At 42.5% G+C, this 22,035-nt stretch carries 12 protein-coding genes, 25 tRNA genes and 3 rRNA genes; all 40 read right to left on the bottom strand.

Annotated elements, in window-relative coordinates:
• Positions 1–5: 5 nt before the first annotated feature.
• Positions 6–1,904 (bottom strand): beta-glucoside-specific PTS transporter subunit IIABC, encoded by a 1,899-nt coding sequence (locus tag IGK82_RS01150; protein WP_002361131.1) that lies wholly within the window; start codon positions 1,902–1,904, stop codon positions 6–8.
• Between the two features lie 73 nt (positions 1,905–1,977).
• On the bottom strand, positions 1,978–2,820 hold the full coding sequence (gene licT, locus IGK82_RS01145) for a BglG family transcription antiterminator LicT (RefSeq protein WP_002355181.1): 843 nt from the start codon (positions 2,818–2,820) through the stop codon (positions 1,978–1,980).
• A 242-nt stretch (positions 2,821–3,062) separates the two neighbouring features.
• Positions 3,063–3,134: transfer RNA gene (locus IGK82_RS01140), tRNA-Glu, on the bottom strand.
• A gap of 15 nt (positions 3,135–3,149) precedes the next feature.
• Positions 3,150–3,237 (bottom strand) — tRNA-Ser (locus IGK82_RS01135).
• A gap of 10 nt (positions 3,238–3,247) precedes the next feature.
• Positions 3,248–3,321 (bottom strand) — tRNA-Ile (locus IGK82_RS01130).
• Between the two features lie 13 nt (positions 3,322–3,334).
• A tRNA-Gly gene (locus IGK82_RS01125) sits at positions 3,335–3,405 on the bottom strand.
• A gap of 14 nt (positions 3,406–3,419) precedes the next feature.
• Positions 3,420–3,492: transfer RNA gene (locus IGK82_RS01120), tRNA-Phe, on the bottom strand.
• 5 nt (positions 3,493–3,497) lie between these two features.
• Positions 3,498–3,571, bottom strand: a tRNA-Asp gene (locus IGK82_RS01115).
• Positions 3,572–3,619: 48 nt separating this feature from the next.
• Positions 3,620–3,693: transfer RNA gene (locus IGK82_RS01110), tRNA-Met, on the bottom strand.
• A 33-nt stretch (positions 3,694–3,726) separates the two neighbouring features.
• Positions 3,727–3,816, bottom strand: a tRNA-Ser gene (locus IGK82_RS01105).
• A gap of 12 nt (positions 3,817–3,828) precedes the next feature.
• Positions 3,829–3,900, bottom strand: a tRNA-Glu gene (locus IGK82_RS01100).
• 14 nt (positions 3,901–3,914) lie between these two features.
• A tRNA-Ile gene (locus IGK82_RS01095) sits at positions 3,915–3,988 on the bottom strand.
• Between the two features lie 9 nt (positions 3,989–3,997).
• Positions 3,998–4,068: transfer RNA gene (locus tag IGK82_RS01090), tRNA-Gly, on the bottom strand.
• A 1-nt stretch (position 4,069) separates the two neighbouring features.
• Positions 4,070–4,146, bottom strand: a tRNA-Asp gene (locus IGK82_RS01085).
• Between the two features lie 38 nt (positions 4,147–4,184).
• Positions 4,185–4,258 (bottom strand) — tRNA-Met (locus IGK82_RS01080).
• A 33-nt stretch (positions 4,259–4,291) separates the two neighbouring features.
• Positions 4,292–4,381: transfer RNA gene (locus tag IGK82_RS01075), tRNA-Ser, on the bottom strand.
• 33 nt (positions 4,382–4,414) lie between these two features.
• Positions 4,415–4,488 (bottom strand) — tRNA-Ile (locus IGK82_RS01070).
• Between the two features lie 20 nt (positions 4,489–4,508).
• A tRNA-Met gene (locus IGK82_RS01065) sits at positions 4,509–4,582 on the bottom strand.
• A 23-nt stretch (positions 4,583–4,605) separates the two neighbouring features.
• A tRNA-Ala gene (locus IGK82_RS01060) sits at positions 4,606–4,678 on the bottom strand.
• A gap of 13 nt (positions 4,679–4,691) precedes the next feature.
• A tRNA-Pro gene (locus IGK82_RS01055) sits at positions 4,692–4,765 on the bottom strand.
• Positions 4,766–4,776: 11 nt separating this feature from the next.
• A tRNA-Arg gene (locus IGK82_RS01050) sits at positions 4,777–4,850 on the bottom strand.
• A gap of 14 nt (positions 4,851–4,864) precedes the next feature.
• Positions 4,865–4,950 (bottom strand) — tRNA-Leu (locus IGK82_RS01045).
• Between the two features lie 15 nt (positions 4,951–4,965).
• A tRNA-Gly gene (locus tag IGK82_RS01040) sits at positions 4,966–5,037 on the bottom strand.
• Between the two features lie 4 nt (positions 5,038–5,041).
• A tRNA-Thr gene (locus IGK82_RS01035) sits at positions 5,042–5,117 on the bottom strand.
• Between the two features lie 6 nt (positions 5,118–5,123).
• A tRNA-Leu gene (locus tag IGK82_RS01030) sits at positions 5,124–5,205 on the bottom strand.
• A gap of 16 nt (positions 5,206–5,221) precedes the next feature.
• Positions 5,222–5,294: transfer RNA gene (locus IGK82_RS01025), tRNA-Lys, on the bottom strand.
• Between the two features lie 6 nt (positions 5,295–5,300).
• Positions 5,301–5,373 (bottom strand) — tRNA-Val (locus IGK82_RS01020).
• Positions 5,374–5,387: 14 nt separating this feature from the next.
• Positions 5,388–5,503 (bottom strand): 5S ribosomal RNA (gene rrf, locus IGK82_RS01015).
• Positions 5,504–5,599: 96 nt separating this feature from the next.
• A 23S ribosomal RNA gene (locus IGK82_RS01010) occupies positions 5,600–8,512 on the bottom strand.
• A gap of 226 nt (positions 8,513–8,738) precedes the next feature.
• Positions 8,739–10,299, bottom strand: a 16S ribosomal RNA gene (locus tag IGK82_RS01005).
• The 16S, 23S and 5S rRNA genes sit together here with 25 tRNA genes alongside, the layout of an rRNA operon.
• Positions 10,300–10,952: 653 nt before the next feature.
• Complete coding sequence (gene lysS / locus IGK82_RS01000) at positions 10,953–12,449, bottom strand: lysine--tRNA ligase (protein WP_002359372.1); 1,497 nt, start codon at positions 12,447–12,449, stop codon at positions 10,953–10,955.
• 93 nt (positions 12,450–12,542) lie between these two features.
• A complete protein-coding gene (gene dusB, locus IGK82_RS00995; protein WP_002356263.1) occupies positions 12,543–13,541 on the bottom strand; it encodes a tRNA dihydrouridine synthase DusB in 999 nt (332 codons plus the stop codon).
• 11 nt (positions 13,542–13,552) lie between these two features.
• Positions 13,553–14,449, bottom strand: a complete 897-nt coding sequence (hslO, locus tag IGK82_RS00990; RefSeq protein ID WP_002359370.1) for an Hsp33 family molecular chaperone HslO — start codon at positions 14,447–14,449, stop codon at positions 13,553–13,555.
• Positions 14,450–14,610: 161 nt separating this feature from the next.
• Positions 14,611–16,767 carry an ATP-dependent zinc metalloprotease FtsH gene (gene ftsH, locus IGK82_RS00985; protein WP_002364513.1) on the bottom strand — a complete coding sequence of 719 codons (2,157 nt, stop codon included), beginning with the start codon at positions 16,765–16,767 and terminating at the stop codon, positions 14,611–14,613.
• 93 nt (positions 16,768–16,860) lie between these two features.
• The gene (gene hpt, locus IGK82_RS00980) at positions 16,861–17,406 is read right to left on the bottom strand and encodes a hypoxanthine phosphoribosyltransferase (RefSeq protein WP_002356260.1); all 546 of its coding nucleotides are present in this window, start codon (positions 17,404–17,406) and stop codon (positions 16,861–16,863) included.
• A gap of 18 nt (positions 17,407–17,424) precedes the next feature.
• Positions 17,425–18,813, bottom strand: coding sequence for a tRNA lysidine(34) synthetase TilS (tilS, locus tag IGK82_RS00975; protein ID WP_002379219.1), 1,389 nt, complete (start codon positions 18,811–18,813; stop codon positions 17,425–17,427).
• A gap of 85 nt (positions 18,814–18,898) precedes the next feature.
• Positions 18,899–19,378 (bottom strand): S1 domain-containing RNA-binding protein, encoded by a 480-nt coding sequence (locus IGK82_RS00970; RefSeq protein WP_002356258.1) that lies wholly within the window; start codon positions 19,376–19,378, stop codon positions 18,899–18,901.
• A gap of 44 nt (positions 19,379–19,422) precedes the next feature.
• On the bottom strand, positions 19,423–19,902 hold the full coding sequence (locus tag IGK82_RS00965) for an FtsB family cell division protein (protein ID WP_002356257.1): 480 nt from the start codon (positions 19,900–19,902) through the stop codon (positions 19,423–19,425).
• Between the two features lie 254 nt (positions 19,903–20,156).
• On the bottom strand, positions 20,157–20,420 hold the full coding sequence (locus IGK82_RS00960) for an RNA-binding S4 domain-containing protein (protein WP_002356255.1): 264 nt from the start codon (positions 20,418–20,420) through the stop codon (positions 20,157–20,159).
• Between the two features lie 14 nt (positions 20,421–20,434).
• Positions 20,435–22,024 (bottom strand): putative polysaccharide biosynthesis protein, encoded by a 1,590-nt coding sequence (locus tag IGK82_RS00955; RefSeq protein ID WP_002361558.1) that lies wholly within the window; start codon positions 22,022–22,024, stop codon positions 20,435–20,437.
• Positions 22,025–22,035: the final 11 nt, after the last annotated feature.

The raw sequence follows: 22,035 nt of genomic DNA, 5'->3' as shown, positions 1-22,035 counted from the left end.
TCTTTTTATATTAAAGCGGTCAGCAAATCATCACTTGTTGAAACTTCATTACTGCCGACTTCCAAAATATCTAAATAATCCGCTGTATTCGTCACAACGATTGGAATTTGTGTACTAAACCCAGCTTTTTTAATTCCTTCTAAATCAAAGGTTACTAATGTTTGACCTTTTTTCACGCGGTCACCTTGTTTTACAAAAGCTTCAAAGCCTTCGCCTTCTAATTGAACTGTATCAATCCCAATATGAATCAATAATTCTGTGCCGTTATCTGAAATCAAACCTAATGCATGTTTTGTTGGGAATAGTGTGACAATCGTTCCATCAAAGGGTGCAACCACTTTACCTTCCGTTGGTTCAATCACGACCCCATTTCCTAATGCTCCATTTGCAAAAGCAGGATCCTCTGCATTTTTTAAAGATAACACTCGTCCTTTGACTGGACTTGTAATATTTTCTTTTTTAATCGTTGTTTTATCAATAATCACTTCTTCTTCCTCAACTGTATTGTCTTTCCAGAAGAAGAATGTTAGACCAAAACCAACGACCGCTGCAATGGCAATTGCAATAAAGGACTGAATCATCCCACTTGCATCATCACCATTGATAAAGTTTAGCACACCAAAAATTCCTAAACCACCCATTGTATAAGCTGTCACATTGTTGATCATCAAATATAAACCACCGACAGCGCCACCAATCATTGAATAAATAAATGGCCATTTTTTTGGTAAAGTGATTCCATAAATTGCTGGCTCTGTTACACCAAAAATACCAGAGATAATTGCTGGCGGACACAAAGCTTTTAACTTTTTATCTTTCAATTTGAAGAACATCGCTAAAACAACCGCTGTTTGCGCAAAACTAGCTGCAAATGATCCCGTTAATACTTGGCTTGAACCTTCTTGTGTCACTTGCATAATAGCTAATGGCACAACGCTCCAATGTAAACCAAAAATAACTAAGACTTGCCAGAAGAAACCAAGAATCAAACCATACAAAGCTGGTGAGAAACTCATTAATGCTGTAAAGCCAGCGCTTAATAAATCTGTTAGCATGCTAACGATTGGCCCAATTACTAAGAAACCAATTGGTAAGGCAATCAACAAGACGAAAAACGGTACTAAGAACGTTTGAACAACTTCTGGAATAATACGTTTAAACACTTTTTGAACTTGTGCCGCAAAAGCAATAATGAAGATGATTGGTACGACACTACTTGTATAGTTCGCACCGACCCAAGGAATCCCCATAAATGTATCATAGGCAGGTAAGCCGAATAAATTATACGGCGCTGCGGCTCCCGCACCCGCTGTTGTTTCAAAAGCCGTTTGTAATGCACTTCCTTGAATCGTTGGGTAACATAAAGCTGCGCCAATCACGATCCCTACCATTGGATGCAACCGGAATTTTTTAGCTGCTGTATAACCTAAAATAACTGGCATAAAGTAGAAAATTGCATCGCCAATCCCATTTAACATGGTATAAGTCCCTGACGTAGCCGTATAGAGCTTTAAGAAAACCAATAAGGCATTTAACCCTTTGACCATCCCAGCCGCTGCTAACGCCCCTAAAAAGGGTTGGAAACAACCACTTAAAATATCTATTAAGCGATCAAATAAATTCCCACTGGAAGCTTCTTCTTCACGTTCTCCTGACAAGCCTGCAATACTAACTACTTCTTCGTAAACGGCTGGAACATGGTTCCCAATAACGACTTGGTATTGTCCACCGCTTTTCATAACAGTTACCACACCGTCCATATTTTTTAAGACATCATCATTCGCTTGACTCTCATCTTTTAATTTGAAGCGAAGACGTGTGATACAATGTGTCAAACTATTAATATTCTCTTGCCCACCGACATTTTTTACAATTTTTTCTGCTAGTTCATGATATTTTCCCATCTTTTTTTCCTCCAAAAATTTATTTTCATTTGAAGGTTTAGCCAACTGAATGTCACTATCCAAAGTGGTGCGTTTATTGTTCCGTTGTTTGTACAATTCGTGCAATGTGAATCGTTAGGTACAAGCGTTCTTCATTTGAAACTTGATAGTCATAGTTCTCATTTAAATACAAGCTGATCTTTTCCACGCAACGATAGGCGTTGAGATATTTCTTTTTAATTACCGCATACAGTTCTTCATCATCATTTTCGACAACTTCACGTTGGTGTAATAAGCGATAACAGAAAAATTTTAAATGTGTGCTAAATCGATAAAAGTAGACAGAGTCTTCATCAAAACTTACCTTAAAATAGTATTTGACGATATTTGTAATCTCTTGCATCAACTTTGTCAATTCGTAAATATTACCGACTTCTTCCTCCATCTCCGCATTTACCAAGTGCAATGCGATAAAACCTGCCTCATCCGTTGACAATTCCATTCCTACGCGCTTTTGTACCATTTTTAAAGCATTTACTCCTACTTCGTACTCTTCAGGAAAAAAACGTTTAATATCCCATAATAATAAATTCTTAATTGCAATTCCTTGTTTTTTTCTTTCTAAAGCTGTGTACAAATGATCCGTCAGAGAAATATAAATGGTATCATTCAAACTCTTTTTCAACGTTGATTTTGCATAAACAATAATGTCATCCGAGAGTTTCATCATCTCTAAAGGAATATTTCCTAACAATTCTTGAAACTTAAGTGATGTCTCTTGATTGGCTAAATAAAAAACTTGATCGATACTTTCATCAGGAACCCAATCACCAATGCGTTTCTTAAAAGCAATTCCTTTGCCCATAACAATTTGCTCTCGTTTATCATCATCTAATGTAATAACCACATTATTGTTTAAAATTTTGTGAATAATCAATGCCCCACCTCCTTTGTGTTTCGTTGAAAAAAGAAAAACCCAATTTCTTCAAAAAGAACGACACATATGTCGCTTCATGAAAAAATTAGGTTTAGCTTGTCTTTAAACAATCACTATCCATCTATTTACTTATCCCTACATCCAAAGAATAACATATTTACAACAAATGTCAACGCTTTCAACGACATTTTTTTGTAATAAAAATAAAAAAAGCATACAAACAATGTTTGTATGCTTCACTATGACCCGTACGGGACTCGAACCCGTGTTACCGCCGTGAAAGGGCGGTGTCTTAACCGCTTGACCAACGGGCCATTAAAAAGAAAAAACGGAGAAGGAGGGATTTGAACCCTCGCGCCGGTTTCCCGACCTACACCCTTAGCAGGGGCGCCTCTTCAGCCACTTGAGTACTTCCCCAAGAAATAAATGGGCCTAAATGGACTCGAACCATCGACCTCACGCTTATCAGGCGTGCGCTCTAACCAGCTGAGCTATAGGCCCCAAATAAGAAAAAAGCGGGTGACGAGAATCGAACTCGCGACAACAGCTTGGAAGGCTGTGGTTTTACCACTAAACTACACCCGCAAATTTTTCTTGGATGGCGCGGGACAGAATCGAACTGCCGACACATGGAGCTTCAATCCATTGCTCTACCAACTGAGCTACCGAGCCAAAAACGGTCTGGACGGGACTCGAACCCGCGACCTCCTGCGTGACAGGCAGGCATTCTAACCAGCTGAACTACCAAACCAATTCGTTTTTGCTTTATGCAAATGTATGCTTTGAAAAATAAAAGCAATTGCGGGGGCAGGATTTGAACCTACGACCTTCGGGTTATGAGCCCGACGAGCTACCTGACTGCTCCACCCCGCGATAATTAGACTAAGGAAATTTAATTCCTAAGAAAGGAGGATAAGGGATTCGAACCCTTGCACGGTTTTACCCGCCTGACGGTTTTCAAGACCGTTCCCTTCAGCCGGACTTGGGTAATCCTCCGTAACAAAACTATGACCCGTACGGGACTCGAACCCGTGTTACCGCCGTGAAAGGGCGGTGTCTTAACCGCTTGACCAACGGGCCATTTTATAAAATTATGGGCCTAAATGGACTCGAACCATCGACCTCACGCTTATCAGGCGTGCGCTCTAACCAGCTGAGCTATAGGCCCAAAAAGAAAAGCGGGTGACGAGAATCGAACTCGCGACAACAGCTTGGAAGGCTGTGGTTTTACCACTAAACTACACCCGCATGGCGGTCTGGACGGGACTCGAACCCGCGACCTCCTGCGTGACAGGCAGGCATTCTAACCAGCTGAACTACCAAACCATACTTTTCTTTTTATGTGCTTTTGAAATCAAAAGCAATTGCGGGGGCAGGATTTGAACCTACGACCTTCGGGTTATGAGCCCGACGAGCTACCTGACTGCTCCACCCCGCGATAATTAGACCAAGGAAATTTAATTCCTAAGAAAGGAGGATAAGGGATTCGAACCCTTGCACGGTTTTACCCGCCTGACGGTTTTCAAGACCGTTCCCTTCAGCCGGACTTGGGTAATCCTCCATGATAAAAATAAAACTATAAACAACGTCACAATGGACCTTGTAGGACTCGAACCTACGACCGGACGGTTATGAGCCGTCTGCTCTAACCAACTGAGCTAAAGGTCCAGGCTCTTCCAAATGTATAATCGCGGCGGAGGGGATCGAACCCCCGACCTCCCGGGTATGAACCGGACGCTCTAGCCAGCTGAGCTACACCGCGAAACTCTTATATTAAAATAAGAATGGAGCCTAGCGGGATCGAACCGCTGACCTCCTGCGTGCAAAGCAGGCGCTCTCCCAGCTGAGCTAAGGCCCCATGAAAATTATTATCGGGAAGACAGGATTCGAACCTGCGACCCCTTGGTCCCAAACCAAGTGCTCTACCAAGCTGAGCTACTTCCCGTATATAACTAATGCACCCAAAGGGAGTCGAACCCCTAACCTTTTGATTCGTAGTCAAACACTCTATCCAGTTGAGCTATGGGTGCTAAATATAAAACAATGCCGAGGACCGGAATCGAACCGGTACGGTGATCACTCACCGCAGGATTTTAAGTCCTGTGCGTCTGCCAGTTCCGCCACCCCGGCGTAATGAATTGGCTAAGCGGAAAACGGGGTTCGAACCCGCGACCCCCACCTTGGCAAGGTGGTGCTCTACCACTGAGCTATTTCCGCAAAATGGTGCCGGCTAAAGGACTTGAACCCTCGACCCTCTGATTACAAATCAGATGCTCTACCAACTGAGCTAAGCCGGCTAAATATGCGGGTGAAGGGACTTGAACCCCCACGCCTTGCGGCGCTAGATCCTAAATCTAGTGCGTCTGCCAATTCCGCCACACCCGCAAATGAAATATGAATATGAGCCGTACAGGGCTCGAACCTGTGACCCTCTGATTAAAAGTCAGATGCTCTACCAACTGAGCTAACGGCTCAAAAAATGGAGGTTAACGGGATCGAACCGCTGACCCCCTGCTTGTAAGGCAGGTGCTCTCCCAGCTGAGCTAAACCTCCAAAAACAACAATTCGCGTGGCGACGTCCTACTCTCACAAAGGGAAACCCTTCACTACAATCGGCGCTAAGAAGCTTAACTTCTGTGTTCGGCATGGGAACAGGTGTATCCTTCTCGCTATCGCCACCACACTGGGTGTTGTTTCTTATTGAGTTGAATCTTCATTCACTCAAAACTGGATTGAAGTTTGAATCAAAATAACCAAGTTGCTTTTACTTATCCATTCTTTGGTTAAGTCCTCGACCGATTAGTATTGGTCCGCTCCAACTATCACTAGCCTTCCACTTCCAACCTATCTACCTGATCATCTCTCAGGGGTCTTACTTTCTTAAAGAAATGGGAAATCTCATCTTGAGGTGGGCTTCACACTTAGATGCTTTCAGCGTTTATCCCTTCCCTACATAGCTACCCAGCAATGCCCTTGGCAGAACAACTGGTACACCAGCGGTAAGTCCATCCCGGTCCTCTCGTACTAAGGACAGCTCCTCTCAAATTTCCAACGCCCGCGACGGATAGGGACCGAACTGTCTCACGACGTTCTGAACCCAGCTCGCGTGCCGCTTTAATGGGCGAACAGCCCAACCCTTGGGACCGACTACAGCCCCAGGATGCGACGAGCCGACATCGAGGTGCCAAACCTCCCCGTCGATGTGGACTCTTGGGGGAGATAAGCCTGTTATCCCCAGGGTAGCTTTTATCCGTTGAGCGATGGCCCTTCCATGCGGAACCACCGGATCACTAAGCCCGACTTTCGTCCCTGCTCGACTTGTAGGTCTCGCAGTCAAGCTCCCTTCTGCCTTTACACTCTTCGAATGATTTCCAACCATTCTGAGGGAACCTTTGGGCGCCTCCGTTACCTTTTAGGAGGCGACCGCCCCAGTCAAACTGCCCATCTGACACTGTCTCCCACCACGATTAGTGGTGCGGGTTAGAGGGTTCATAACACAAGGGTAGTATCCCACCAGCGCCTCCTCCGAAACTAGCGTTCCGGTCTCATCGGCTCCTACCTATCCTGTACATGTGGTACAAACACTCAATATCAAACTACAGTAAAGCTCCATGGGGTCTTTCCGTCCTGTCGCGGGTAACCTGCATCTTCACAGGTACTAAAATTTCACCGAGTCTCTCGTTGAGACAGTGCCCAAATCGTTACGCCTTTCGTGCGGGTCGGAACTTACCCGACAAGGAATTTCGCTACCTTAGGACCGTTATAGTTACGGCCGCCGTTTACTGGGGCTTCAATTCTGAGCTTCGCCGAAGCTAACCCATCCTCTTAACCTTCCAGCACCGGGCAGGCGTCAGCCCCTATACTTCATCTTACGATTTTGCAGAGACCTGTGTTTTTGATAAACAGTCGCTTGGGCCTATTCACTGCGGCTGACCGAAGTCAGCACCCCTTCTCCCGAAGTTACGGGGTCATTTTGCCGAGTTCCTTAACGAGAGTTCGCTCGCTCACCTTAGGATACTCTCCTCGACTACCTGTGTCGGTTTACGGTACGGGCAGTTGTTTTCTCACTAGAAGCTTTTCTTGGCAGTGTGACATCAGGAACTTCGCTACTATTATTTCGCTCCCCGTCACAACTTGTCCTTAAAGAGTAAAGCATTTAACTCTACTCAAGACTCATTGCTTGGACATGCACTTCCAATCGCATGCATTCCTTAGCCTACTGCGTCCCTCCATTGCTCAAACAAAAACAACTGGTACAGGAATATCAACCTGTTGTCCATCGCCTACGCCTATCGGCCTCGGCTTAGGTCCCGACTAACCCTGGGCGGACGAGCCTTCCCCAGGAAACCTTAGTCATACGGTGGACAGGATTCTCACCTGTCTTTCGCTACTCATACCGGCATTCTCACTTCTAAGCGCTCCAGCCGTCCTCACGATCGACCTTCAACGCCCTTAGAACGCTCTCCTACCACTACACCTAATGGTGTAGTCCACAGCTTCGGTAATATGTTTAGCCCCGGTACATTTTCGGCGCAGGGTCACTCGACTAGTGAGCTATTACGCACTCTTTAAATGGTGGCTGCTTCTAAGCCAACATCCTAGTTGTCTGTGCAACCCCACATCCTTTTCCACTTAACATATATTTTGGGACCTTAGCTGGTGGTCTGGGCTGTTTCCCTTTCGACTACGGATCTTATCACTCGCAGTCTGACTCCCGGATATAAATGAATGGCATTCGGAGTTTATCTGAATTCGGTAACCCGAGATGGGCCCCTAGTCCAAACAGTGCTCTACCTCCATCATTCTCAATTCCGAGGCTAGCCCTAAAGCTATTTCGGAGAGAACCAGCTATCTCCAAGTTCGTTTGGAATTTCTCCGCTACCCACACCTCATCCCCGCACTTTTCAACGTACGTGGGTTCGGTCCTCCAGTGCGTTTTACCGCACCTTCAACCTGGACATGGGTAGATCACATGGTTTCGGGTCTACGACTACATACTCATTCGCCCTATTCAGACTCGCTTTCGCTGCGGCTCCGTCTCTTCGACTTAACCTCGCATGCAATCGTAACTCGCCGGTTCATTCTACAAAAGGCACGCCATCACTCATTAACGAGCTTTGACTTGTTGTAGGCACACGGTTTCAGGATCTATTTCACTCCCCTTCCGGGGTGCTTTTCACCTTTCCCTCACGGTACTGGTTCACTATCGGTCACTAGGGAGTATTTAGCCTTGCGGGATGGTCCCCGCGGATTCCGACGGAATTTCTCGTGTTCCGCCGTACTCAGGATCCTCCTAGGTGTTGTCAGCATTTCGTCTACGGGGCTTTCACCCTCTTTAGCGGAATTTTCCAAATCCTTCAACTATACTAACAGACTACCATATTGGAGTCCTACAACCCCAACAAGCAAGCTTGTTGGTTTGGGCTCTTCCCGTTTCGCTCGCCGCTACTCAGGGAATCGATTTTTCTTTCTCTTCCTGCAGGTACTAAGATGTTTCAGTTCTCTGCGTCTACCTCTAATCAGCTATGTATTCACTGAAAAGTAATATCCTATAAAAGATATTGGGTTCCCCCATTCGGAAATCTCTGGATCATAGCTTACTTACAGCTCCCCAAAGCATATCGGTGTTAGTCCCGTCCTTCATCGGCTCCTAGTGCCAAGGCATCCACCGTGCGCCCTTATTCACTTAACCTTATCAACCTTACGGTTGGGTCTTGATCACTTCTTCTAGCGATAGAAGGTTAATCAATAAATAAGCAATTGAACTTATTAAAAAACTCATTCAACGCGGTGTTCTCGGTTTGTTTTGATTCTTTTTACTTCAATATCCAGTTTTCAATGAACGAATGTTTTGAGAGTAGACCTCTCAAAACTGAACAAAGTAAAGACGAAATGTGTATTTCCGTAATATTCCTTAGAAAGGAGGTGATCCAGCCGCACCTTCCGATACGGCTACCTTGTTACGACTTCACCCCAATCATCTATCCCACCTTAGGCGGCTGGCTCCAAAAAGGTTACCTCACCGACTTCGGGTGTTACAAACTCTCGTGGTGTGACGGGCGGTGTGTACAAGGCCCGGGAACGTATTCACCGCGGCGTGCTGATCCGCGATTACTAGCGATTCCGGCTTCATGCAGGCGAGTTGCAGCCTGCAATCCGAACTGAGAGAAGCTTTAAGAGATTTGCATGACCTCGCGGTCTAGCGACTCGTTGTACTTCCCATTGTAGCACGTGTGTAGCCCAGGTCATAAGGGGCATGATGATTTGACGTCATCCCCACCTTCCTCCGGTTTGTCACCGGCAGTCTCGCTAGAGTGCCCAACTAAATGATGGCAACTAACAATAAGGGTTGCGCTCGTTGCGGGACTTAACCCAACATCTCACGACACGAGCTGACGACAACCATGCACCACCTGTCACTTTGTCCCCGAAGGGAAAGCTCTATCTCTAGAGTGGTCAAAGGATGTCAAGACCTGGTAAGGTTCTTCGCGTTGCTTCGAATTAAACCACATGCTCCACCGCTTGTGCGGGCCCCCGTCAATTCCTTTGAGTTTCAACCTTGCGGTCGTACTCCCCAGGCGGAGTGCTTAATGCGTTTGCTGCAGCACTGAAGGGCGGAAACCCTCCAACACTTAGCACTCATCGTTTACGGCGTGGACTACCAGGGTATCTAATCCTGTTTGCTCCCCACGCTTTCGAGCCTCAGCGTCAGTTACAGACCAGAGAGCCGCCTTCGCCACTGGTGTTCCTCCATATATCTACGCATTTCACCGCTACACATGGAATTCCACTCTCCTCTTCTGCACTCAAGTCTCCCAGTTTCCAATGACCCTCCCCGGTTGAGCCGGGGGCTTTCACATCAGACTTAAGAAACCGCCTGCGCTCGCTTTACGCCCAATAAATCCGGACAACGCTTGCCACCTACGTATTACCGCGGCTGCTGGCACGTAGTTAGCCGTGGCTTTCTGGTTAGATACCGTCAGGGGACGTTCAGTTACTAACGTCCTTGTTCTTCTCTAACAACAGAGTTTTACGATCCGAAAACCTTCTTCACTCACGCGGCGTTGCTCGGTCAGACTTTCGTCCATTGCCGAAGATTCCCTACTGCTGCCTCCCGTAGGAGTCTGGGCCGTGTCTCAGTCCCAGTGTGGCCGATCACCCTCTCAGGTCGGCTATGCATCGTGGCCTTGGTGAGCCGTTACCTCACCAACTAGCTAATGCACCGCGGGTCCATCCATCAGCGACACCCGAAAGCGCCTTTCACTCTTATGCCATGCGGCATAAACTGTTATGCGGTATTAGCACCTGTTTCCAAGTGTTATCCCCCTCTGATGGGTAGGTTACCCACGTGTTACTCACCCGTCCGCCACTCCTCTTTCCAATTGAGTGCAAGCACTCGGGAGGAAAGAAGCGTTCGACTTGCATGTATTAGGCACGCCGCCAGCGTTCGTCCTGAGCCAGGATCAAACTCTCATAATAAAAGTTAGAACAATCTTACGATTGTTAAGCTCAATTTGTTTGCTAGCATATTGCTTGCTTGTTAAAAATGTTTGTTGTCTTGAATTGAATCAAGACGCCCTACACATTTGGTTCGTCTATTCTTTGTTCAGTTTTCAAAGGTCTACGTTACCTCGCAGCAACTTTTATATCATAACAAACTTTCACTTGAATGTCAAGAACTTTTTTAAAAAAGTTTTTTTAAGTTGTTTTGCTCGGTTGTTGTCGTCTGTTGTGACAACTTCTATATCTTATCATCTCGTTTGTTATTTGTCAACAACTTTTTTGTTGTTTTTTCAAACTTTTTTCGAGAGATTTGAAATCAAGAATTGTTATTTAATTATTGATTTCTGAATCGCTCAGCTGTGTGACTCGCCTTGCGACATGTAATAATATACCAAGATTTCAAGCATTGGTCAATCATTATTTTCACTTTTTTTAAACTTTTTTTCAATACCGATTATTCTTTCTTATCCGATTAGATAAAGTTCGTTTTTTTATCAGATTACCCATTCTTTTTATTACCCATCTTCGATTTTTTTAGAAAAAAAGAATTGGTTTCAATTGTTTTTCTATTCTTTTTTTATTTAATTTTTTGCGAATACAAAAAAAAGATGCCCTTAAGGCATCTTTTTTTATCTCATTGTTGGGAATAGCAAGACATCACGAATTGATTGTGCATCAGTTAATAACATAACTAGTCGATCAATCCCAATACCTAATCCTCCGGTTGGTGGTAAGCCATATTCTAAGGCTTCGATGAAATCTTCATCTACTCCGTGTGCTTCATCATTTCCTTGTTCCCGTTCTTTTTCTTGTTCTTCAAAACGTTCACGTTGGTCAATTGGATCATTTAATTCTGTAAATGCATTAGCAAACTCTTTTCCGATAATAAATAGTTCAAAGCGGTCAGTGAAACGACCATCTTCTGGATTTTTCTTCGCTAATGGTGAAACAGCTACTGGGTGACCATAAATAAATGTTGGTTGTTGCAACGTATCTTCTACAAATGTTTCGAAAAATTCATTAATGATATGACCGACTGTCATGGCATCTGTAATTTCAACATTATGTTCTTTAGCTAACGCACGGGCTTCTTCTATCGTCATCTCTTGCCAAAAATCTACGCCCGTTTGTTCTTTGACCGCATCTACCATGTGTAGACGTTTGAAAGGACTACCTAAGTCAACAGCTTGACCATCGTACGTGATATCAGTAGTTCCTAAGACTTTTTCCGCAGCATTACGAATAATTCCCTCTGTTAAATCCATCACATCTTGATAATCAGTATAAGCAGTATAAGCTTCTAGCATTGTAAATTCTGGGTTATGAGTGGTATCGATGCCTTCATTACGGAAGACACGACCAATTTCATAGACTTTTTCCATGCCACCGACAATTAAACGTTTTAAATGTAACTCTAGGGCAATGCGTAAGTATAAGTCCATATCTAACGCATTATGGTGTGTGATAAATGGACGAGCAGCAGCTCCTCCTGCTTCGTTATGCAAGACAGGCGTTTCTACTTCGACATAGCCATTGCCATCTAGATAACGACGGATTTCGCTAATAATTTGACTGCGTTTCATGAAACGATCAAAGCTTTCTTTGTTACTGATTAAATCCAAATAGCGTTGACGATAACGTTGTTCCACATTCGTTAATCCATGGTATTTATCTGGCAATGGACGCAAAGCTTTAGTTAATAACGTAATTGTTTGAGCTTTAACAGTAACTTCCCCCGTATTGGTTTTCATTACTTGACCTGTCACACCAAAGAAGTCGCCTAAGTCAGCATGTTTAAATAGTTCATAGGCTTCGTCTCCAACTTGGTCCTTCCGAACATAAATTTGAATTTGGCCTTCACGGTCTTGCAAATGGGCGAAACCAGCTTTTCCTTTACCACGTTTTGTCATCATACGTCCAGCAACGCTGACTTCTGTATTCATTTCACTAAGTTCTTCTTTTGTATGATTATCATATTGTTCATGAAGTTCTGCTGAATTATGAGTGCGATCGAAACGTTTACCGAAAGGATCAATCCCTTCTTCACGTAAAGCTTCCATTTTTTCGCGGCGCACGAGCATTTGATCATTTAAATCCTCTAAATGCGCTTGTTGTTCTTCTGCCACTGTTGTTCCTCCATTCTTGATTTTAACCTATCCTAATAATGCCACAGTAATTCGAAAAAAAGCAAGCCGAATTTTACTTTCGGCTTGAATTTTTTATTCTTCTATAGTAGTTACAGCAACTTTGGAAATCTTCTCTACAAAGGCATCAAGTAAATCGACAACTGCTTGTTGTGTTTCGACTTGGTTAATCGCAACTTTCACTTTGGCTGCTCGCGAGATTCCTTTTAGATAGTAAGAAGCATGTTGGCGAAACTCACGGACCGCAATTTTTTCACCTTTTAAATCCACTAATCGTTGTAAATGAACTTTTGCAATGTTAATTTTTTCAGCTGGTGAAGGCTCAGGCATCAATTCGCCCGTTTCCAAGTATTCTTTCGTCCGTTGAATCATCCAAGGATTGCCCAAAGCAGCTCGACCAATCATCACACCATCCGCTCCAACATATTCTAACATGCGTTTAGCATCTTCAGGCGTTTTGACATCGCCATTTCCCATAAAAGGAATGGTTAAATGCTTTTTCACTTCCTTTAAAACGTCCCAGTTGGCTGTCCCTTCATACATTTGGACACGTGTCCGACCATGCATAGCAATTGCCGAAGCCCCTGCTTGTTCGGCAGCCAAAGCGTTGTCTACAGCATATAGATGATCTTCATCCCAGCCTGTTCGCATTTTTACAGTAACAGGCAAAGAAACTGCCGAAGAGACTGCGTGAACCATCTCATGCACTTTATTCGGATCCAGCAACCATTTCGCACCAGCTTCAGCTTTAATTATTTTATTGACAGGGCAACCCATGTTAATATCAATAATCGCCGCTTGCGTATTTTCTTCCACAAACTTAGCAGCTTCCACTAATGTTTCTTTATCTCCACCAAAAATTTGTACACTTAAAGGATATTCTCGCTCATCAATATATAGCATTTCTAAGGTTTTTTTGTTTCTTAATTTAATTCCTTTGTCACTAATCATTTCACAAACGACTAATCCTGCGCCAAATTCTTTTACAGTCACACGAAAAGCGGCGTTACTAATACCCGCCATCGGAGCTACGACAACACGGTTGGGGATTTCAACGTCTCCAATTTTCCACATAGTCTTTCCTCCTACTTTTGTTTCGTATTGCGAATCGCTTCATCGCGAAGTTCAATTAATTCTTCTTCACTATAGTGATATTTATTGTTACAGAATTGACAAACTGCTTCTGCTCCATGATCTTCATCAATCATCGCATTTAATTCATCGATCCCAACAGCAATCAAAGCGGTCGCAAATTTTTCTTTGGAACAGTCACATTTAAATTGTACAGGCATTTTTTCTAAAATTTCTACTTCGTCTTCTCCCAATAAGCGATACAAGACTTGTTCAGGTGTTTCTCCATTTTCTAGTAATTGTGAAATCGGTGGCACTTCCGCTAGACGCTGTTCAATAAAATCAATGGTACTTTCATCGGCACCTGGCATTACTTGAATCATAAAACCACCGGCTGCTTTCACAGATTCATCCGTGTCCACCAATACACCTAAACCGATAGCTGAAGGAACTTGTTCAGAGACCGCCATAAAATATGTAAAGTCTTCACCGATTTCACCAGAAACAATAGGTGTTTGTCCAGAAAAGGTTTCTTTTAATCCTAAATCTTTAATGACTGTGAAAATTCCTTCGTTACCGACAGCACCACGTACATCAATTTTACCTGTTGCATTCAACTTTAAGCTGACATGTGGATTTTTAATGTAGCCTTTTGTTTCTCCACGGCCATTACTATCGACAATAATAGCACCAGCTGGGCCATTCCCTTGTACTTTTACAGTTAATTTATCGTCACCTTTTAAAGTCGCTCCTAGTAAAAGGGCTCCAATCAATGTGCGCCCTAACGCTGCGGTAGAAGAACTCCATGTATCATGTCTTCTTTGCGCTTCGCTAACAGTTTCAGTGGCACTGATGGCATATGCTCGAATTGAACCTTTATAACAAAGGGCTTTTACCAAATAATCTTCCATTCTTTTTCCTCTTCTCTTGGTGCTTTTTTGTCCATTAGTCAGATAATACTAGGAATCAGGTGTTTTTTCAACCAAATAATCTTCCTTCTATAGAATATCTTAATATTATAGAAGGTGCAGTATTCGTCAACTCGACAAATACTGCACCTTCTACTAATTGGTTATTTATAACGATCTTCGTAGTTATTGCGATCATATTCAGAATTGGAATCTGAATCTTTTTTCTCTTCAGATTGGACTTCTTTTTCTGTTTGTTCGCTTTCTACTTTGACTTCTTCTGCTTCATCATGTAATTCTTTTTTCGCTTCTTCAAAGTCTTGCTTTTCTTCAACTTGTTTTTGCGCTTCTTTTTCTTCTAAAGCACGTTTTGCTTCTTCGAATGTTTGCGCTTCTTTTTCACTAGGATAGTCGCTGTCAGTACCTTCAGGCATTTTACCTGTTTCAAATAATGATTTGATTGCTTTTGCATCTAATGTTTCATATTCTAATAGTTTTTCAGCGATTAGTTTATGTTGTTCACGGTGCGCTTCGATAATTTCATGCGCTTTCGTATGAGCATCCATTAAGATACGACGAACTTCCTGATCGATTTCAAACGCCACTTGTTCTGAGTAAGCTTTTGTTTGACCATAATCACGACCGACAAAGACTTGATGGTTTCCTTCATATTGAACAGGTCCTAATTTGTCGCTCATTCCATATTCAGTTACCATGCTACGGGCAATCCCTGTTGCTTGTTCAAAGTCATTTGAAGCCCCTGTTGATTGAACGCCAAAGATAATTTCTTCTGCTGTACGTCCACCAAGTAAGCCAACGATTTGTTCAAACATATCTTCTTTAGTCATTAAGAATTGATCTTCTTTTGGTAAAGCAATCATATAACCGCCTGCGCGACCACGAGGGATAATTGTTACTTTGTGGACAACACGGGCACGACTTAAGACTAAACCAACAATTGTGTGTCCCGCTTCATGGTAAGCCACCATTTCGCGTTCTTTTTTATTAATCACGCGATCTTTTTTAGCTGGACCAGCAATTACGCGGTCTTCGGCTTCATCCACATCAGAAGCATCAATTTTTTTCTTGTTACGACGAGCGGCAACTAAGGCTGCTTCGTTTAAGACATTTTCTAAATCAGCACCAGCAAAACCTGGTGTTTGTTGTGCAACAACTTTCAAATCAACGTCATCAGCTAACGGCTTGTTTTTCGCATGAACACGTAAAATCGCTTCACGACCTTTGACATCTGGACGTCCTACCAAGATTTGGCGGTCAAAACGACCTGGACGTAACAACGCTGGGTCTAACACGTCTGAACGGTTCGTTGCAGCAATTACGATAACTCCTTCATTGCCATCAAAACCATCCATCTCAACTAATAATTGGTTAAGGGTTTGTTCACGTTCGTCGTGTCCGCCACCCATACCAGCACCACGTTGACGACCAACTGCATCGATTTCATCGATAAAGATAATCGCAGGCGCGTTTTTCTTCGCTGTTTCAAATAAATCCCGGACACGGCTAGCACCGACCCCGACAAACATTTCAACGAAATCTGAACCTGAGATTGAGTAAAATGGCACACCTGCTTCACCTGCTACGGCTTTAGCAAGTAACGTTTTACCAGTCCCTGGAGGTCCCTCTAATAGTACGCCCGCAGGAATCCGTGCGCCTAATTCAGCGAAACGACGTGGATCTTTTAAGAATTCCACTACTTCAACTAATTCTTGTTTTTCTTCTTCCGCACCAGCTACATCTGAGAAGCGGACACGGTTAGCTTTTTTATCGGCTTCTTTGGCTTTTGATTTACCGAAGTTCATCACACGGCCACCGCCGCCACCGCCACCGCCTTGTTGGCTCATCATCATGTAGAAGAAGAAGAAAATAATCACTAATGGTAAGAAACTAAACAACAGTGACAACCAAGCACCACTTGTTGATTGTTCTTTGACAACTAGCTTCACCTTGTTATTTTGTGCCGCATCTTGAATGCCAGCTAAGGTTGTATCACTAGGCAAAACGGTTGTTGTGAAGCCTTTTGACGACGCTTGCGTTGAGCCCCACAATGACAGACCACCTGTGTCTTTCACTTCTTGTTTTTCTTTATACTGACCTTCAATCCGGTAAACCCCATTGGTTGGTTGAATGGTCATGTCTTTGACTTTTCCGTCTTCCAATTGTTGTTGGAAGGTTGAGTAATCGATGTCTGGCGATTGTTGGTTGTTATTTCCAAAAATGAAATAGACAACCATGACCATGGCAAGTACTACTAAGACGTAGTATAAACCATTTTTCATGCCATTATTCTTTTTGTTCATGCCTGTCCTCCTTATGCTCATCATTACAATTCATGTTATTCTTTTATCAATCCTGACCTTTACATTGTAACACAATTAATTCCTTGATAGATATTAATTTGATTCGTAAACTTCAGGTTTTAAAACGCCAATATAAGGCAAGTTGCGGTACGTTTCTGCATAGTCTAATCCGTAACCGACCACAAACTCATTGGGCACATCAAACCCTACGTAGTCAGCTTTAATGTCTACTACACGGCCTTCTGGTTTATCTAATAAGGTAACAATTTTCACAGATGCAGCTTTACGGTATCTAAACAAATCTACTAAATACGCTAATGTACGACCACTATCGATGATATCTTCTACGATTAAAATATGTCTACCTTCGACATTTGTGTCCAAGTCTTTGACAATTTTTACTTCGCCTGAAGAAACTGTCGCGTTGCCGTAGCTAGATACATCCATAAAGTCCAATTCTAAATAAGTATTGATTTCACGAGTCAAATCAGCCATAAATGGTACTGCACCTTTTAAAATACCGACCACTAAAGGATTTTTCCCTTGATATTCTTCTGTCAGTTGCTTGCCAAGCTCTGCAGACTTCGCAAGAATTTCTTCTTTGGAGATTAGGACTTTCTCAATATCTTTTTCTATCATAGTGCGCTCCTTTCAGCATTACTCCTTTGTCTTAAAAAGGAGTCTGTAGTGTATTTTATCAGTTTCTAAAGGAATACTCAAATAGGAATTTGCAAATTTTGGTACCCAAATGATTTCCTCTTGCTCATCCGTAATGACCCAAGCACTCTCTCTCGCTTCATTTGGCACTTTTTGATCAATAAAAACTCTGCTTAATTTTTTCGTAAACCCTGGTTTTAATGTAATCCGATCACCACTTTGGCGATGACGAACGGTCAAAGGTGTGGCTGTGGTCAACGGGATCGCTAACAACTGACCCGTCCACTGATTAATCTCTTCAGGAAGAGGAAACGGTTTGTCTGTCGCAATTAATCCTAGCCACTCGGTTTCCGATAGATAAATCCCCGCACCAGGTACTAATAAATGTGTAACTTCTTCTCGCAGTGCAGCCTGTTTTTGTTCTAAGCATAGCCAATCATAACTTTTAGCTAGTTGCCATTGCTGTTCTAACATAACCGAGCCTTGCGGTTGCCGTTCATCATTCAAAACTTTTAAAATTTGTGTCATCTGGCGTTGGTTTAACGAAACCCCTAATGGCACTAATGTTTTTTGGAAAAACGCGGTTAAAAAGAAGTGCTGGTACGCAGGCGTTTCTTTTAATAATCTCTTCAAAGGAATGCGCCAGCCTTGTTTGGTTGGTTCTACGGCTTCAGATAATTGAGGCTCAATTTGTTCTTGAATAAATTCTTGGGCAAAACGTTGTTCATTACTAAAAGAAGCAATCTGATCTAAGAATTGCGGATTTTCCTGCTTTAATAGCGGCAAAACCTGATTACGGAGCCGATTTCTCAAATATTCATTGGTTTGGTTCGTTTCGTCCTCAAAATAAACGAATGCTTGGCGCTGTGCAAATTGATACAATTCTTCTTTTGGATAAATGAGTAACGGACGAATCAATTCCCCTGTCGCAAAAGGACGTCTCTCTTTAATGCCTGCGGAATGGGAAAAATTAGTTCCTCGAATCAGCTTCATTAAAATCGTTTCCGCTTGATCGTCTAGATGATGTGCCGTCATTAAGACCGCCGCACCTTCAATTTCCATGACTTCTTTAAAAAATTCATAACGAAATGTGCGCGCTTTTGCTTCTAAATTTCGTTGCTTTTCAGGGTCTTCCCAACGTGTTTCATAATACGTTAGCTCTCGCTGCTGACAATAGGTAGCGAGATATTGCGCTTCCTGTGCCGACGCTTCTCGCAATTGATGATTGACATGTGCAACAACCAATTGTAATTGTTCTTTTTCTGCCACCTGTTCCATTAACGTCAAAAGGGCCATGGAGTCTACACCACCAGAAACGGCGACCACGATTGTTTGATGCGGTTGCCAAAATCCTTGTTCTTTTCCTCGTTTATAAAACTGCCAAAACATTGTTCGCCCTTCTTTCTTCCTTAGAATAAAAGAGGAACCGAGAAATAACCCATTCGTTATCCCCAGTCCCCCTATTTGTTTGTGCTTAGCCGCGACGTCCGCCACGTCCGCCACGTTTGCCTTCAGTATTACGTTTTAATGAAGATAAACGGTCATCACTATCTTTCAAGAAAGAGCTCATCAATGAGTCAAAATCTTGTTTATTGTTATTGTTATTTGCTTGTGGTTTATTGAAAGGCTTTTTGCCCCCTGCGCGTGGATTACGGTCACGATTCTCATAATTGTTTTCACGACGTTGAAATTCACGTTTTGGTTGTTGCCCTTCTGCTGGCTCTTGTGCTTTACGGATCGATAAGCCAATTTTGCCGTCGTCACCAACTGAGGTTACTTTCACTGTTACTTCGTCACCTACTGTTAATACATCATGAATATCTTTAACGAATCCATTAGACACTTCACTGATGTGTACTAACCCAGTTTTTCCTTCTCCTAAATCAATAAATGCACCAAAGTTAGTAATCCCTGACACTTTTCCTGGCAATTTAGCTCCTACTTCGATTGACATAAAAAAATTGTTCCTCCTATTTTTTCCCTAATTATAATTGCAGTTTATTCAGCTGAAGACTTAGTTGTTTCAGTTGAAGACTGTGATTGACTATTTTTTTCTGAACTGCTCTTGCTTTCTTCCGCTCCAGAAGTCTGTGTTTTTTTCATTTGTTCTGGTGTGGGATAAATCTGTTCGCCTTCTTTTGAGAGAAGGAAACGGCTACGTGCTAATTTTGCCACATAATCATCATCTTTTAACAAAGCAACGTCTTTTTTTAGATCCTTGACCTTCTTATCAACTGCTACGGATTCAGCAATTGCATCTGCTCGTTCTTGTTTGAAAGCACCTAAGCGATGATAATCTTTCATCAATTGGATGCCAGAAAAGGCAAAAATAATGAAGGCCACGAGAAAAATCGCTGCCAAGCGTCTGCGTCTAAAAATCAATTGTTTCTGTTGTTTTTGGAATTCGACATACTGTTCTTTCGTGTAGTCATTTTCCAATGCCGCAACTTTCTTCGAGTTTTTTTCATTCTTTCCCATCGTCTCGCTCCACTCGCTTTGGATTGTCCGTTTTATTATACCAACATCTAAGAACCTTGTCTAATGTTAATTTCAGAGAAGTTAAAGAAAATCAAGCTTTTTTCTAAAATATTCTTTGCTTTTGAAATAACAGCGGTTGATTTATTAATTTTTTTCAAAAGCGGCGCGTCTGTTTCATTAAAACGCTGAAAGGATGAAGCGCTTGGAATATTCATCTTTTCAATGAACTTGCCAAGCGCTCCATCCTCACCTGTTTATTCTTCAGAGACACGTGTTTCTGATTTTATTTCATACATTTTTGTGGCATCTTCTTTTTTCGTAGAGTCATTCAGTTGCAGGACTTCTACTTCTAAAATTCTGTTCCCAAATTGAATTTTGACAAGGTCACCAATCTTCACAGTACTAGAAGATTTGGCTAAGACTCCGTTGATTTGAATCCGGCCTTTATCAGCGACTTCTTTGGCAACTGTTCTTCTTTTAATAATGCGAGAAACTTTTAAAAATTTATCTAACCGCATCACATTCACCTCTTTTATTTTTTTTGTCTCATCCGTAAAATTTTTGCGCCGTACGGTAAACTTAACCATTCACGTATCGTAAATAATTCTAACTTAATGATGGTGCTAATAAAAACTGTACCACCCACTGCAACACCTAAAACTGTAACGAAAAACGCTTGACTTCGGTGATGCACACCTTGGAACAAGATGGAGATAATTCCTTGATAGACCAGTAATGACAGCATCATGATTGCTAAACTAAGCAACAGTTTTTTCAAAAAGTTTCGTTCTCGAACAAAACAATTAATCGCTGCATCCGATTGTCGGACTAAAACGAATAACGTCGCTAGTAACCCAAGAATAGTAGACCAACTAGCACCTAATGTTCCCCAACGAATGGTGAAAAAGCCCGTTGTCAGTAATTTCACTAATAAGCCCACACCAGCTGCCACTAAAGGACCTTTAAAACGATTGCGACTTTGTTCAATACTTTGGTAGGCCTGAATAATGGCCATAAAAGCGATGGATAAAACATACACCCCTAAAACATCGTTGCCTTTATAATCTTTAAAAAGCGTAAAGTTCATGTACGGCAATAACATCATTAGACCAATCGAAGCCGCCGATGCCAAGGTTGTGGTAAGGCGCAAAAAGATTTTTGCAACTTGTAAAAATTGTTGACGGTCTTTTTTCATAAAATATTTTGTCAAACCTGGTAAAAAGGTCGAGCTTAAAGCTAAAGCAATTACCAATCCTAATTGAACTAGTGGTTGTCCTCTATCATAGACCCCTTTGTCCACTTTCGCAGCTAAATCAGAGAGCCCGAAAAGCATGAGGGCATTTTTTACTTTAAAGGAATCAATTAATTGAAATAGAATCAGAAAAGCACTATATAAAGAGACCAAACCACCCTCAATCATTAAACGTTTAAATAGTCCTGTGGTTTGAGGCATAATCTTCCATTGATGCAAGTATTCCGTACTTCCACTAAGAATTTTTCGATTGTAGTACCATAAGACAAGTACCGCTAAGATACCGCCAGCCAACGCACCACTCATGGCCACCGTCCCCGTTTGGTAAATGGAGCCACCAAAGTAATGATAGGACAACGCAGCTACTAGAATAACCCCGACACGCACAAACTGTTCCATCACCTGTGAAATACCACTAGGCACCATCAACAAATGACCTTGAAAATTCCCACGATAGAAAGAAAGAATTGGAACGAGTAAAAAGGTAAAGGAAACAACTTCCATTAATGGTTGGAGTGCAGCATCCCCCATACTAATAGCAATTTCTTGACTACCAAAGAAAAAGAAGGCCCAACAAGCAATCGCTAACCATAACACATAGGGATATAGTTGGCGCAACACTTGTTTTTGACTCCGAATATCTGGTTGTTCAGCAACAATTTTGGAAATAAATTGCGGTAAGCCTGACAATGCTAATGTCATCGCAATCCCATAGATTGGATAAACTTGCTGATACACGTAAAACCCTTCATCCCCTACAAAGTTCTGAAAAGGAACGCGATAAAACGCACTCAACACTTTTGCAATGAAGGAAGCAATGGTTAACACAACGGCACCTTGCATCATTCGTTGCATTTCTTTTTGTGCCATCTTCTAGGCCT

The organism is Enterococcus sp. AZ197, assembly GCF_050556405.1.
In the GTDB taxonomy this organism is placed as follows: Bacteria; Bacillota; Bacilli; order Lactobacillales; family Enterococcaceae; genus Enterococcus; species Enterococcus faecalis.
This window is presented reverse-complemented; position numbering and strand designations above follow the sequence as displayed.